Source organism: Pseudoalteromonas sp. BSi20495 (assembly GCF_000241185.1).
Classification (GTDB): domain Bacteria; phylum Pseudomonadota; class Gammaproteobacteria; order Enterobacterales; family Alteromonadaceae; genus Pseudoalteromonas; species Pseudoalteromonas fuliginea.
This window is the reverse complement of sequence record NZ_BADY01000111.1, coordinates 68547-82752: the sequence shown is the minus strand read 5'-3', so window position 1 is coordinate 82752 and position 14206 is coordinate 68547. Positions and strand designations below refer to the sequence as shown.

Genomic DNA, 14206 nt, shown 5'->3' with positions numbered 1-14206 from the left:
TTTTAACAGGACCTTTATTTATGGCATATCCAAAAGCCGTGTTGGCTCAGCCAGTAAGTGCTAGCCTTGAATCCGCATCACATGATGCATTAATCATTATTAGTGATGACTTTTCTCAATTACCAAATAATTCGCTACGTGATGCTGTTTTAGCACAATCAAAAGTAGATTCTCGCATTGGTAAGCAAGTTGTTTTATTAGTGATTGAAAATAAGCGCGTAGTACTTGCGCCAACCGGTCCGCTAAACAGAGATTATGACGATGTGCGCCGTTATTTTGATGCAGCTAAACTTGCAATCAACGAAGCGAAGGCATCGGGTTGTATCAACCCAGCATTATTTTTACCAAATTTAAATGGCGATAGCCGTTATCAGCATGCTTTAGAAGTTGCTTATTTAGGTGCTTGCCAAGCATTATGGCAGCCATTAGAAGCGCGTGAGTTTCATGGTGAAGGTATTGAACCGATAGCAAGTATTGGTTTAGTTGGTGCTAGCGAGCAAACAATTAAAGCCGTTAATGCAATTGCTGCTGGTCAATATGCTGCGCGTGATTTATGCGGTACTGAACCTGAACGTATGGCTCCACCGCGCTTTGCAGATTACTGTGTTGATTTATTTAAAGGCTCAAACATTGCGGTTGATATAATCGATGATATTGCAGCTATTGATAAAAATTACCCAATGTTAAGTACAGTTGCTCGCGCATCGTATGCAGTTGAGCGCCATCACCCACGTGTTGTTAAGCTTGAATATGTACCAGAGGGTGAAATTACTCGTACCCTAATGTTTGTTGGTAAAGGCCTTGTATACGATACAGGTGGAGCCGATTTAAAAGTAGGCGGCCATATGGCAGGCATGAGCCGTGATAAAGGCGGCGCAGCTTCTGTTGCGGGCTTTATGAAAGCCGTTGCTGATTATCAGCCTAAAGGCGTTAAAGTGGTATCGTACTTAGCTGTTGTTCGTAACTCTATTGGCTCAGATTGTTTTGTGCCAGATGAAATTATTACTAGCCGTGAAGGTGTTCGTGTACGTATTGGTAATACCGATGCAGAAGGGCGTTTAGCAATGGGCGACCTGCTTAGCGAAATGAAAGATTTAGCTAAAACTGAGGTTAATCCAACGTTATTTACTGTAGCTACATTAACGGGTCATGCAGCTCGCGCAATGGGTCCATACGGTGCGTATGTTGAAAATGGCCCAGCTCGTAGTGCTGGTGTTTCACGTCAAATAGCTGACCTTGGAGATTTGTGGGCCGATGGCGCAGAAGTGTCGCGCTCACGCCGTGAAGATTATGATTTTATTAAACCACGCACGCTGGCTGACGATGTTTTATCTAGCAATAACGCGGCATCTGCAGTTACTGCGCGTGGGCATCAGTTCCCAATGGCATTTATGGCTATTGTTGGTGGGCTAGATAAGCACGGTAACGACTCTGCACAGCCTCTACCTTACGTACATATGGATATTGCGGGTAGTGGCGTTGAAGGTGGTGATTGGCAGCACGGTAAGCCAACTGCGGCATCAGTAACTAGCTTGTTTGCTCGTTACTGTTTATAAAATTTAAGGCCTGTTGACCTTTGTGGATTAAAATTTGTTATACCCAATGGCGGTTTGATCACGACTCGAAATTTTTAACCTAGTGGGTTAGGTAGTTGCTCCTGCGTTACTTATATATGTAACGTAGGATGAGGCCAAAGGGTAGAGTATGTTTGTCATTTATGAAGAATAACCAGATACCATAAATAGGCACTGCTTTACTTAATTACCAAACATACAGCTGAAAATTTAATCTGGAAAGATAAGCAGGCCTCAATATATAAATAAAAGCCCCAAATTATGAACCATAATTTGGGGCTTTTAATTTACACTATTTAAAATGTGATTCGAGGCTGATTTTTATTCTGAGTTCAATATTTAAACTATAGCTTAAAGCGGTTAACAACATTGGATAACTCCGAGCTGCTTTGTTTTAGTTTATCACTAGCATCGGTAAGTTGTTTTGTATTGCTTAACGACTGTTCAGTTGAATGTGATAGGTCATTAATACGTAAATTAACTTCATCGGCTGCAGATGTTTGCTGTTCAGTAGCACGCGCTATTTGACTGTTCATTTCAGTTATTACTGATACAAGTCTTTCAATTTCGTTAAGTGACGTGTTGGCAGATGATGCTTGATCAACCGTTGATACGGAAAGTGTTTGGCTCGCTTTTACGGCTTCAACAGCTGCTTTAGTACCTTCTTGCAGCTTGGTGATCATTGATTGAATTTCATCAGTACTTTTCCCCGTACGACTCGCTAGTGTGCGCACTTCGTCGGCAACAACGGCAAAGCCTCGGCCGTGCTCACCTGCTCGAGCGGCCTCAATTGCAGCGTTAAGTGCAAGTAAGTTGGTCTGCTCCGAAATACTTCTAATAACATCGAGTACAGAACCTATATTATGGCTTTCGTTAGCTAGATCTTCCGTTACACGGCTCACTGTTTCTATATTGCTAGAAAGGGTTTCTATGGCTGTGATTGTTTTAGCTACAACATTTTTACCAGTAGATGCATTTTTAGCTGCATCATTAGCAGCCTGTTCTGCGGCTTCCGCATTACGGCTTACATCATGTATTTGGTGAGTCATTTGCTCCATTGCGGCGGCAACTTGAGTAGAGCTGTCGTTTTGTAATTCGATGAACGATTGACTTGTTTTACTTGATTCGTCAACAGTATGAACGTGCTCATTAACGTCTCGTACACTTTGTGAAACATTAGTAAGTGATTCACGCATTTTTGATATAAAGGAATTAAATGATTTAGAAAGCTCAGAAATCTCATCGTTGCCTTCTTCATTTAAAGTTCGCGTTAAATCGCCTTCGCCTTGAGAAATATCTTTCATCATATCGGCTGCAAGACGTGTTGGGATAAGAATACTTTTGCCAATAAAATAGCTAAGTAAAATAATGGCTAATATCATTACAACAGCATTGAGAATAATTAGGTTTCGTTGTTCTGAAAATGCGGTATCAATTGAATCAAGGTAAACACCAGAGCCAACAATCCATTGCCACTGATTAAATCCTTTAACAAATGCAATTTTTTCAACGGGTTTATCTTTACCTGGTTTTGGCCATTTATAAGGTATAAAACCCTCGCCATCTTTTTTCACTATATTTACCATATCAACAAATAGTGCTTTCCCGTCGGGATCTTTATTATTGATTAGGCTTTTGCCTTCAAGTGCTGGTTTTATGGGGTGCATTACCATTTCTGGTTGGTAGTTATTAATCCAAAAATAATTAGTTTCATCGTATCTAAGTGCACGAATAGTTTGTATCGCTTGGGATTGAGCTTGTTTTTGCGTAAGCGCTTTATTTTGTTCAAGCTCATAAAAGTGATCGATTATGCTATACGCGGTTTCTACTACATTTTGTGTTTTAAGGTATTGTTCGTTCTTAAGGGCATTGTATTGATGAGTTAAGCTCGAAATACTCAATACAATTAAGCCAAAAATAACAATACCTACTAAAATGGCAAAACGCTGGAAAATACTAAAACGACGAAGATTAAGCATACATTTATCCTTTATGAGTTTGCACTATTAAGTGCTTAGAATAAGCGTAGCTAAAAAGTGTATTTAATCTAGGCTTAGCCGCTAATAAAACAAAAAAAGGCTGATTTTTCAATCAGCCTTTAGTCTACCTTTAATATTAACTCATCTATTTAACATCAAAATGACGATTAAAGAAGTTTGTTATGGTTTGATGTAAGTGTGTTTGCACTTGTTTCCCACGTAGGCTGTGTTTAGAGCCAGGGTAGGTCATCATTTCAAACTGTTTTTCGTTATCTTGCAGTTGTTTAAATAATTTAGTGGAATGCGTAAACAATACGTTGTCGTCAGCCATACCATGATAAATCATTAATGGGCCTTTTAAGCCATCTGCATATGGAAATACTGCGCTGTCTTCATAGCCTTTAGCATTTGTATCGGGGTGACCTAAATAACGCTCTGTGTAATGCGTATCGTATAGAGCCCAATCGGTTACTGGAGCACCTGATACGCCGGCTTGAAAGTAATCGCCCGCTTTAAACATAGTCATAAGCGCCATGTAGCCGCCGTAGCTGTGGCCATAAACACCTATGCGTTGTGGGTCTACGTAATCAAGTGTACGTAAAAACTCTACGCCTTTAATTTGATCGGCAACTTCAACCACACCTAAATGTTTATAAATAGCATCTTCAAACTTTTTACCACGGTTGTACGAACCACGGTTATCCAGTTGAAAAATGACATAACCTTGTTGCGCCATGTACTGAAAGTACAAGTTTTTACTGCGCCAGCTATTCGTTACTCGCTGAGCATGCGGGCCGCCGTATACGTTAACAATAACAGGGTGCTTTTTGCCATCAGCAATGGTGCTAGGCTTAAATAAACGGTAATGCATAACTTGGCCATCATCGGCTTTAATTGTGCCGTATTCTGGTTTTGTTAAGTCGCTTAAATAAGGAGTAAGGGGGTGGCTACTATCTAGCTTATTTTCTTCAAGCCAGGTAATAAATTCTCCGTTTACTTTACGAAGTGCTGCTGAGTTTGGTTTATTATCAGACGAGCTATTATCGATAAAGGTTTTATTGTCTTTTGCTAGCACAACATTATGGTACTGACCTTTTTCGGTGATACGTTTGGCATCGCCTTTCTTAAATAAGGGGGCGCTGTATAAATGGCTTTCAAGCGGTGTATCTTTTCGGCCGGCAAAGTACACAATGCCTTTTTTCTCATCAATGCCTTTTAAGCTATCAACAGCCCAATCACCAGAGGTAAGTTGACGAACAAGTTGACCGTTTGTGCGATACAGATATAAGTGTTTAAAACCGTCGCGCTCAGATGCCCATACAAAATGTTTTTTGTCTTTTAAAAACGCAAGATCAAAATGTAGGTTAATCCACGTTTCGCTGTTTTCGGTTAATGCTACTTTTTGGACTTTAGTTTCGCTGTTATAAAAATGCAGCTCTAATTTATGTTGCGAGCGATTTTGCCATTGGTACGACAATGTATTGCCATCTTTTAGCCATTTAGCACGCGCGATATAAATGTCTTCATCTTTACCTAAATCAATCCAATCTACTTTTTGATCGTTTAGCTTAACCACACCGAGTTGAATTTTTACGTTATCGGTACCTGTAAACGGGTAGCGCTGGTTAAATAATTTAACTTCATCAGCGTAAATTTCGTTACGGATAGCTTCTTTTACTGGGGTTTCGTCAACGCGGGTATAGGCAATTTTAGTTTCATCACCTGACCACCAGTAACCTGTCATGCGGCTCATTTCTTCTTGAGCAACAAATTCGGCCATGCCGTTTTTAATTACGCCGCCGCCATCTTTACTAAGCTGAATTTCTTTACCTGATTCAAGCTCTAAAGCGAATAGGTTTTGCTCTCGAATAAACGATACGTAGTTACCTTTAGGTGAAAAGCGTGCATCGGTTTCAAATGTTTCAGTGTCGGTTAATTTTTTACTTTTAGCTGAGGCTAAATCGTAATAATAAAGGTCGCCATTGAGTGGGAACAAAAGTGCTTTACCGTCTTTAGACCATTTGTATTCAAGTATGCCTTTACCAAAAATACGTTGGCGTTCGCGGCGTGCTTTTTCTTCATCTGATAGATTTTCTGGGCCTGAAAATAACTTTGCCGAATCAACTAGCACACGATTGGTGTTATCTTTTAGGTTGTATTCCCATAAATCGTAGCGATTGTAGTCATCGCTTTTACCTTGCAAATAAGTCACACGGCTGCCGTCAGGCGAAAATTTAAGTTGCACAGGTGATTTACCCGACAAGCTTGGATCGTCAAAAATACGCTCCAGCGATAAAGGTTTTGCTTGAACAGCAAGGGTGCCAACCATTAATGGCAGGGCCAGTGAAAGATGTTTTATTTTTTTTAGCACAAGGTTGCCTTCGCTTTTATAAATATTGCTTTGAATGGTAAAGCCAAGCGTGTGCAACTGCAACTAAATGCTATAAAGTGGCAATTATTAAAGACAAAGTAGGACATAACAATGACTAACCCTGAATTTAAACTAGCGCCGGAGCTTAAACGTGACTGCATAGAGCTTGCCGATTGGCCATTATGTAAGGTACTTTTATTAAACGACAGCCTGTATCCGTGGTTTGTATTAGTACCTAGGCAAGCAAACTTAAAAGAGATAATTGATTTATCTGAGAGTGATCAAATTGTGTATTTAAATGAGTCAGCCAAGCTAAGTAAATTATTAATGGATGTATTTAAACCTGATAAATTAAACATAGCGGCTTTAGGTAATGTAGTTCCGCAATTACATATTCATCATATTGCACGTTTTACGACTGATGCTGCTTGGCCTGCGCCGATTTGGGGTAAGCACCCTGCAGTGCCGTATACCGAACTACAAATTACAGAGTTAAAAAAAGCGCTGCAGTTTTAAGCTGCAACGCTTTTTTAGGGTTTAGCTAAGTTTAACTAAACTTACTTAAGCCCTAGTACTTTTTTACCCTGTTTAAACGTTACATCTACAGGAATATTTGCTTTGCTTAGTTTATCTAAGTCTTTAGCTAGTTCTTCTTTAATGTCGCCATGCGTTGCAATTAGTTGATCTACTTTTTCGTAATCGCCATCACCTTGTAAGGTTAAAATTAAGCGAGAAAGCTTGGCCATTGCAATGCTCATTTTTTCCATATTAACGCGGTATAAGCCTGCTTCATTTTTAGAAAAAGCACCTTCTTGAGCAAAAAAGTTAAAGCGGATCATATTTGCTTTACCATGCGCGCTTGATGCTCCAAAACGAACTGAGCGGAATATACCTGCCATGAAGGTCGTGTAATAATCTTCAATAGTGCCTTCAGTAATTTCGCCTTTTTTAAGTAACTGTTCAATCATGTATAGACCTAAAATATCGGCTTTACCTTCTTCAAGTGCACTTGCGTGTTCTTGTAGTGATTGACGAACAGTGCCTTTACCTGTGATTGTATTTTTAATACCTAAACCGTGAGCCACTTCATGGAACATCGTATTGGCAAAAAATGCATCAAAAGTAATGTGTTTACGCTGCTCTGGTACAATTAGCTGCTCTGAAATTGGCACTAAAATTTTATCAAATTTAGCACGCATCGCATTTTTAAGTTGTAGACGACGAGTTCCTTTTTCTAGCTGCACTTGTTCATCGTTTGGTAAGTTAATTGCGATTGTTTTACTACCCGCGTTTGAATGCCCAGCGTAGTAAACAACATCATATGCATTTAGGTCGGCGTCAGAGCCTGGTACTTCTTGTTTGTACTTAGCATCAACGGGTAAGTCTTTTTGAAGCTCAGGTAAAAATGCTGCAAATTTAGCTAGGCGTTCACTCCATTTTAAATCTTTAATTAATACATAAGATTCATAAGCAGCGCGGTAACCAAATAACTGATCTTCATAAGTTTCTATAGGACCAATAACCACATCAATAGGGTTATTTTTCATGTCCATCCATGCAAAGTCAGAGACTTGGAAGTCATCTTTTTGCAGAGCATCAGCTCGAAGATTTAAGTAACTAGCAAATTCTTTGTCATCGGCGAGCTTACTGGCTTCGCGCAAAAGATCAGCTGCTTTTGCAAGTTCTGCAGCGTATTCTTTTGAGTAGGGTACGCTATAAAGCTTACCTTGCTCGTCACGCTTAATTACAGAATAAAGCCCTGTTTTGTCTTTTACGTCTGCATTATTTAATTCTTCTTTGGTTATGTCAGCAGGGTAAAACTGTGCACCAAGTGGCTTTTCTTTATAGCTGGATAAAAATGCTTTATCGCCATTTAAACGATCCCATGGGCCATAGTTTATATCGGCAAATTGACGTACTTTTTCGTCACTTAGCTTTGCTAAAAAAGCATCTTTATTATCACCAAATGCTTGTTTCCAAAATAACTCATCCATTACTTTTGAAGCGTCAATAAGCTTTGCAACCATCGCTCGTTGGTTGTCGCTCAGGTGTGATAAATCACTTTGCAGACTAAAGTCGGTGTAAATATCTAAACGTTGTTTATCTGCATTAATAAGCTTAGGGCCTGATTGTGCACTGCTTTTTTGAGCAAGCTCTACGGCTGTGTTGTCGGTAGAAGACGGCGCTTGTTCAGAACATGCACTAAGAAAAACGACACCAGAGAGCATAATTGCTTGGCTAATTTTATTTAAGATCATTATGTTGCCTGTTTGAAAAGTAAGTTTAATAATTTTTATGCACCAGCTAAGTAGCTAAATACATATAAACGTTTGCTTATAGTGACTGCATTAAAGCAAAACTAAATGGTAAATAGCAAGTGTTAGGCGTTGTAAGACAAGCCCTTGCGATAAAAGACATAGAATAAGGAATAAACTTCTATAATTTTCTTAACTTTAACGGTAAGTTAGACAATACTAATTGTACTATGAAAATTACAAAAATTAATTGTCGAAGTTTGCAGTTGCATTGCAATCGAAGAACAAAAGGATGACAGATCTATGTCTACAGAAAATGCATTATTAACAATTTTAGTCGATAGAATAAATAACGATACACTCGTTTTACCTACATTACCTGAAGTTGCTGTAAAGGTTCGCCAAGCTGCTGATAACTCTGATGTCAATTTGATGCAAATGGCAGATGTGATATCACAAGACCCCGCGCTTTCTGCTCGTATGATAAAAGTAGCTAATAGTGCGATTATGGGGCGCTCTGTAAAAGTATCCAATTTACAACAAGCAGTGACACGTATTGGACTTCGTCAAATTAAAAATATTGCAACAGCAATGGCTATGGAGCAATTATTTGTATCTAATAACGAGATAATTAAAGGCTACATGGGCAAAGCTTGGCAAAAAACATTAACGGTTGCGAGTCATTCAATAACACTTATGGAGTTTTACTTAAAAAATAATAAACATACTTCATTAAATCGCGATTCAATCACTCTAGCTGCATTGGTTTATAACATTGGCGTGTTACCTATTTTAACTGAAGCTGAGCGTCATCCTGAAGTATTTGCTAACCCGAGCTTTTTAGCTCATGCAATTCAAAAGCTTAGTGGGAAAATTGGTTCTTCTATCATGCGTGCTTGGGAGTTTCCTGAAGAATTTTCTAATGTCGCTTTAAGTTGGGCTGATCCGAGTTATAAGTTAGAACAAATAAGTTATGTCGATTTCATTCGTATTGGCGCTATTTTAGAGGGAACACTCCAGGTTTCTGATAAGTCAGCTGCTTTACAAGTGTATATAGAAAAAGGGGTTATCCCTTCCATGGATCTGTTCTCGAGTGATGAATACAACGATATGCTTGACGATGTGAAAGACATGTTTAGCTAAAGTAAGTAATACCAGTGCGTTTAGATTATTTAAAGGTTTATACGGATTGGTATTAATGTTGACTATTAAAACACGATTTAATTGCAATGCTGTTTAAGGTATACAGTGGAGCAATTTTTTTGAAATATTTAAATAACCTGAACTCTGGATAATAAATCCATCTCGAGCAGCAATTTTTAGCGCTAACTGCGTTGAATTTACTTGCAATAGGCCAGTTATCGACAGTATTTTCTTATCTCAAAATAGATCTCTTAATTAAGCGAATTGGGGGATTATTTGCTGTACAAGCACGCACATTCTAACATTGTCAGATTAAAAATCTGATAATCGCGACTCATATCAAATTTTTAACTGAATGTTGTAAGGTCTTAAATAGTTTTTTTATGGATAACGTTTTACTAATTATTTAACCAGCCAAGCCAATTAATCAAAAACCTTAAAGCTGAGCAAAGCTGTCTACGTATTCACTTAGTTTGGGTATATCAACCGCTTGCAAACCATCGTTACTTCTAAGCACTAAGCCTTTTTCTACAAGTTCTGTAACAACCCGTCTGTAAGCTCTCTCAGTTGTTGCAAAACGTTCGGCTTCTGCATTTACCGTAGGGTAAGCTCTAAGCAGTGTAGGGTTGTTGTTTTCGGCTCTTAGTAAACAATCTTTAGCTATGTTGTAGCTTAGCGGTAGTAATAGCTTATCTAGATTGATTTTTTGATTTTCTTGAAATTTAGCCGCTATAGTCTGCGCTGTGTATAAACTCAGTTCTGGTTTTTCAAGCAGCAGCGCGCGCCAATGCCTTAATTCAATAAGGTTATAGGTTACATCACTAAAACACGTGACCGTATAAATACACGGATTATTATTTAGCGCTTCTATTTCACCAATAAGGGTGTTGTTACAATCCAATTGTCCTAACAGCAGGCGTCGTCCATTTCCTACATCGTAACTAAACGACACAGTGCCACTGCGTACAAGCACAAGCTTGCTTAAAGGCTGATCTTGATGGATCAGAACTTCTTTTTTTGATTGTTGATAGCTACTACCGGCAAAGGTTAAAAGCTGATCAACAAGGTAACTAGAAAAATGGTATTGAAACATCAATGTGCTCTTCGGACATTTGTCCTATTTATTACATCTTAATGACGATAGCATTAAGACACTAAGAATTTACGCTAACTTGCTACTAATACTATTAGCTTTGCTAAGAGTATTATTTTACCTTCATTTCCCGTGTAATGATTTAAGAAGTTGCTGGTATTTTCCGGCAAACTTTTTCAGGTTTTTTAAGTAAGTTAGCTTTTTTATTTTGTTGTTACTTTGCAATACTTATAAATGTCATAAGCTAGCAGTAGTGTAATGCTAACCTAAAGGCTGGGAGAGAACAATTGAGTTGGGAATATTTAGGTTATATTGCGTCAGCTTTATTGGTTGCATCGTTAACAATGACTGATGTAGTAAAACTACGCTGGTACAACATGTTTGGTTGTATTGTATTTACTGCATATGGTGTTGCCATTGGTGCAGTACCTGTGATTTTTACCAACGGCTTATTGTCGCTCGTAAATTTATATCACATTATAAAAATATATCGTCAGCCAAAAGTTGAAGCGCCTAAAAGCTAAAATACTACGCTGTAACTATAAAGGGTTAACTTGCGTTAACCCTTTATAGGTTTTATTTATCGATAATATTTTTTTCTTTTTCGTACAGCTTTATTCCTGCTATCCATGTTTGCAACACATTCGTTTCATAAATCTCATCAACAGGTATTTTAAAGTAATCTTTGTCTACTAAAATAAAGTCAGCCCATTTACCTTGTTCTAAGCTACCAATTTTAAACTCTTGATGTGCGGCATACGCACCGCCTAAAGTAAATGCACGTAATGCATCTTCTCTACTTAATACTTCACTTGCACGCCAACCATTTTTAGGTAATTGATTGTGGTCCATGCGTGTAATGGCTGAATATAACCCATAGAATGGATTAGCGAGTTCTACAGGGTAGTCCGACCCAGCCGCAATAATAGATCCTTGCTGTAAAAAAGATTGCCAAGCGTAGGCACCGCTTAGTTGTTTTTCAGTTAAGCGTTGCTCTGCCATATGCATATCTGATGTAGCATGCACTGGTTGCATTGATGGGATTATCTTTAACTTTTTAAAGCGAGGAATGTCTTCAAGCGTTACAATTTGCGCATGTTCTATACGGTTACGAAGCAATATCCCTCCCGTTTTTTTAAACACCTTCTCATAAGCATCAAGTACCACTTTATTTGCTTTATCGCCAATAGCATGGGTGTGAGCGCTAAAACCGCGCTTAAAGCTTTGCGTAAAGAGTGCTTCGAGTTTTTCTTGTGTCTCTAGCATTAATCCATGATGGCCTGTACGGTCTGCATAATCTTCAATAAGAGCTGCGCCACGAGATCCAAGTGCACCATCGGCGTATACTTTAACACTGCGGATTGACATGAAACTGTTTGCGTCTTGGTATCGCCCTGCTTTAAGCATTGTGTTTAAGTCGGGGCTAGCGCCACTTAACATGGCCACAATACGCACAGGTAAATTTCCTAGCTCACTGCGTTCTTTGTAAACTTCCCACGTTGCTTTATCAATGCCAGCATCATGGGTAGAGGTAATACCTAAACTTAATAAATGCTTTCCTGCTGCATCAAGCGAATCGCTTATATCTTGCTTGGAAGCTTCTGGCATATGCTGGGTAATTAGCGATTCTGCTTTATCTACAAATATGCCGGTAGGATTGCCAAATTCGTCTTTAATTATTTCACCGCCTTCAGGTGCTTTTGTTTGGGCGGTAATACCTGCAAGTTCGAGCGCTTTTGAATTTGCCCAAATAGCGTGGCTATCTACACGTGAAAGCACAACTGGACGATCATTAACTACTTTGTCTAAATCTTTAGCTGTTGGGAAGCGGGTATCAGCCCAAAGCTCTTGGTTCCAACCTCGCCCTATAATCCAACCTTGTTTGTTATTGGCAAATATTTTTAGTTTATTTGTGACTTCATCAACCGATTTTGCACCACGTACATCAAGCTGCGATAAGTTATCTCCCAGGCCAATAACATGGCCATGAGCATCAATTAAGCCTGGTAATAAGGTGCTACCTTGTACATCAATGAGCTTGGCGTCTGGGTAGCTATTTTTTAGTGTATCGCCACCTACTTTTACTACCTTGCCATCTTTAATGACAAGGGTAGAAAACTGCTGTACTTCGCCTTTGTATAAAGGGGTGTAACCATTGGCGTTATAAATTACTTTTGTTTGTGCAAGAGTGTAGCTAGAACTTGCGCAAAGGCTGGCTAGTATGAGTGGTTTGATTAGTTTTTTGAGTAGCATAAGGCATTATTTTTTATTGTTAGTGAATCAACACTAACAAAATCATTTTTATAATACCAATATGATGAGATGGTTGGGGGACGAAGTAAACTAAAGCTAGTTAGTGATACCTACCTAGCTTAAGAGTTAACAATTATTTACTCGCGTATAAACCGTATTCATTTAATGTTAGCTTACCATCTTTATCTTGATCATAGCTTGAAAATCGAGACCAAAGAGCAGGGTCTATTGATGCTTCGCCACGTGTTAAAAAGCCATCTTGGTTTCTATCAAATTTATTAAATTGTTCAACAATATTATTGCTTGCGGCAAAACTTAGAGTGCAAAAAGTGCTGAATGCAAAAAGTGCCATATAGCGTATTTTTTTCATAGGAAATACTCAGTAGAGGTTATTGGTTAGATAATTTTTAAATTCGATTAATGAAATTTGGTTATCTTGATCTTTATCCCATATCAAAAATGTGCTCAATAATTGTGGTTGAGGTTCAAGTTCATCATGGGTTAAATAACCATTTTTGTTAGTATCGAGATGGGAAAAGCGTTGCTTAACATCAAGTGCTAGGGCGTCAAAGCTTGATAGTATTAAGATGCTTGTAACAAAGGAAAGTATCCTCATGGTATTTCTTCCAAAAGATTATTTAACCTGTAATCTGGTTGAGAGGTTAGCTAACACATCTGGCCTATTACAAGTAAATTCAACGCAGTCAGCGCTGGGAATAGCTGCTTGAGATAGATTTATTAACCAGAGTTCAGGTTATTTAGGTTATAAACAATTTAGTAGAAGCGGGGAAAGCACTTGCCATAATTTAAATCCCAACATTAAATCCTTTTACACACTCCCTCAGGGATTATGGCAAATGCTTTAGTTCACTCTACTAGATAAAAGCTTAAGCAAAACTTAACTTGTTAAGGCTTAAAGCTTTTAAACTCTGTCTTAGAAATTACTTCATCATCGTTTTCGTCTAAATCGGTAAATTGCTTCATTACTTCTTTGTCTTGCTTGGCTTCGATAATTGATATTTGTCCATTCATATCTTTATCTAAGTGGGCAAAACGCACATTTGTTGGCGATGCAATTACGGTGGCACTAATTGCTAAAAACATTAATGAAAAAGCGGCGATAAGTTGTTTCATAATCACGTTCCTTATTAAATGAGTTTATTGAATAAATTTTTTGAATTCATCTAGCGACAATTGCCCATCTTGATTAGTATCAATTTGAGAAAAATTCTCGTGTAACACAGCATCTTCACCTGCTTCGGCTTCACTTAATGTGCCGTTACTGTCTTTATCAAGTTCGTTAAAAGTCGCGTGAACGTCCATTGCGTGTGCATTAGCGCCGAAAAAGCCTAAAGTCAGTAATGATGAAATTACTAAAATGCGTTTGTTCATAATTATTTCCTTATTGATTAAAGCTATAACTCCTGTTACAAAAATGGTGCCAATAATAATTATTGTTATTTTTCAATTGGTTATTATTTTTGCTTTAAGCCAATGAGAAGTTTTTACTGGGTTTATTGTAATTTTTGTGCGCCTTT

The 14206-nt window shown here is 38.3% G+C and carries 13 protein-coding genes; 4 read left to right on the top strand and 9 right to left on the bottom strand.

All coding sequences use genetic code 11. From position 1 onward, the window contains the following. The first annotated feature begins 20 nt into the window (after window positions 1-20). Window positions 21-1556, top strand: a complete 1536-nt coding sequence (locus tag P20495_RS06335) for a leucyl aminopeptidase family protein (protein WP_008137538.1) — start codon at window positions 21-23, stop codon at window positions 1554-1556. 362 nt (window positions 1557-1918) lie between these two features. On the opposite strand, the gene P20495_RS06340 is transcribed toward P20495_RS06335, so the two are convergent. Further along, entirely contained in the window at window positions 1919-3553 is a 1635-nt protein-coding gene (locus P20495_RS06340; protein ID WP_008137536.1) for a methyl-accepting chemotaxis protein, read from the bottom strand. Between the two features lie 145 nt (window positions 3554-3698). Then, on the bottom strand, window positions 3699-5924 hold the full coding sequence (locus P20495_RS06345) for a S9 family peptidase (protein WP_033016119.1): 2226 nt from the start codon (window positions 5922-5924) through the stop codon (window positions 3699-3701). 111 nt (window positions 5925-6035) lie between these two features. On the opposite strand from P20495_RS06345, the gene P20495_RS06350 reads away from it, so the two are divergent. Beyond that, a complete protein-coding gene (locus tag P20495_RS06350) occupies window positions 6036-6440 on the top strand; it encodes an HIT domain-containing protein (protein ID WP_008137532.1) in 405 nt (134 codons plus the stop codon). Window positions 6441-6481: 41 nt separating this feature from the next. Here P20495_RS06350 and P20495_RS06355 read toward each other — a convergent pair whose 3' ends face one another. Further along, entirely contained in the window at window positions 6482-8182 is a 1701-nt protein-coding gene (locus P20495_RS06355) for a hypothetical protein (protein WP_008137530.1), read from the bottom strand. A gap of 300 nt (window positions 8183-8482) precedes the next feature. On the opposite strand from P20495_RS06355, the gene P20495_RS06360 reads away from it, so the two are divergent. After that, window positions 8483-9322: an HDOD domain-containing protein gene (locus P20495_RS06360; protein WP_007377026.1), complete on the top strand. Its 840-nt coding sequence runs from the start codon at window positions 8483-8485 to the stop codon at window positions 9320-9322. A gap of 436 nt (window positions 9323-9758) precedes the next feature. On the opposite strand, the gene P20495_RS06365 is transcribed toward P20495_RS06360, so the two are convergent. Continuing rightward, entirely contained in the window at window positions 9759-10415 is a 657-nt protein-coding gene (locus P20495_RS06365; RefSeq protein ID WP_002962665.1) for a Crp/Fnr family transcriptional regulator, read from the bottom strand. A gap of 287 nt (window positions 10416-10702) precedes the next feature. Here P20495_RS06365 and P20495_RS06370 point away from each other — a divergent pair, with 287 nt between their 5' ends. Further along, window positions 10703-10939: a YgjV family protein gene (locus P20495_RS06370; protein ID WP_007377025.1), complete on the top strand. Its 237-nt coding sequence runs from the start codon at window positions 10703-10705 to the stop codon at window positions 10937-10939. A 52-nt stretch (window positions 10940-10991) separates the two neighbouring features. Here P20495_RS06370 and P20495_RS06375 read toward each other — a convergent pair whose 3' ends face one another. The 5 genes from P20495_RS06375 to P20495_RS06390 form a co-directional block, all read right to left on the bottom strand. Beyond that, a complete protein-coding gene (locus tag P20495_RS06375) occupies window positions 10992-12668 on the bottom strand; it encodes an amidohydrolase (protein ID WP_008137526.1) in 1677 nt (558 codons plus the stop codon). Between the two features lie 133 nt (window positions 12669-12801). Further along, a complete protein-coding gene (locus P20495_RS06380; RefSeq protein ID WP_007377023.1) occupies window positions 12802-13038 on the bottom strand; it encodes a calcium-binding protein in 237 nt (78 codons plus the stop codon). A 9-nt stretch (window positions 13039-13047) separates the two neighbouring features. Next, a complete protein-coding gene (locus P20495_RS20805; RefSeq protein WP_033016114.1) occupies window positions 13048-13284 on the bottom strand; it encodes a calcium dependent protein in 237 nt (78 codons plus the stop codon). Between the two features lie 290 nt (window positions 13285-13574). Next, entirely contained in the window at window positions 13575-13802 is a 228-nt protein-coding gene (locus P20495_RS06385; protein WP_008137524.1) for a hypothetical protein, read from the bottom strand. Window positions 13803-13826: 24 nt separating this feature from the next. Then, window positions 13827-14060 carry an EF-hand domain-containing protein gene (locus P20495_RS06390; protein ID WP_008137522.1) on the bottom strand — a complete coding sequence of 78 codons (234 nt, stop codon included), beginning with the start codon at window positions 14058-14060 and terminating at the stop codon, window positions 13827-13829. Window positions 14061-14206 lie beyond the last annotated feature (146 nt).

What these genes read in the sequence shown, in the direction of transcription:
- P20495_RS06335 (WP_008137538.1), top strand. Translation starts at nt 21, where the DNA reads ATGGCATATCCAAAAGCCGTGTTGGCTCAGCCAGTAAGTGCTAGCCTT.
- P20495_RS06340 (WP_008137536.1), bottom strand. Translation starts at nt 3,553, where the DNA reads ATGCTTAATCTTCGTCGTTTTAGTATTTTCCAGCGTTTTGCCATTTTA.
- P20495_RS06350 (WP_008137532.1), top strand. Translation starts at nt 6,036, where the DNA reads ATGACTAACCCTGAATTTAAACTAGCGCCGGAGCTTAAACGTGACTGC.
- P20495_RS06355 (WP_008137530.1), bottom strand. Translation starts at nt 8,182, where the DNA reads ATGATCTTAAATAAAATTAGCCAAGCAATTATGCTCTCTGGTGTCGTT.
- P20495_RS06360 (WP_007377026.1), top strand. Translation starts at nt 8,483, where the DNA reads ATGTCTACAGAAAATGCATTATTAACAATTTTAGTCGATAGAATAAAT.
- P20495_RS06365 (WP_002962665.1), bottom strand. Translation starts at nt 10,415, where the DNA reads ATGTTTCAATACCATTTTTCTAGTTACCTTGTTGATCAGCTTTTAACC.
- P20495_RS06375 (WP_008137526.1), bottom strand. Translation starts at nt 12,668, where the DNA reads ATGCTACTCAAAAAACTAATCAAACCACTCATACTAGCCAGCCTTTGC.
- P20495_RS06380 (WP_007377023.1), bottom strand. Translation starts at nt 13,038, where the DNA reads ATGAAAAAAATACGCTATATGGCACTTTTTGCATTCAGCACTTTTTGC.
- P20495_RS20805 (WP_033016114.1), bottom strand. Translation starts at nt 13,284, where the DNA reads ATGAGGATACTTTCCTTTGTTACAAGCATCTTAATACTATCAAGCTTT.
- P20495_RS06385 (WP_008137524.1), bottom strand. Translation starts at nt 13,802, where the DNA reads ATGAAACAACTTATCGCCGCTTTTTCATTAATGTTTTTAGCAATTAGT.
- P20495_RS06390 (WP_008137522.1), bottom strand. Translation starts at nt 14,060, where the DNA reads ATGAACAAACGCATTTTAGTAATTTCATCATTACTGACTTTAGGCTTT.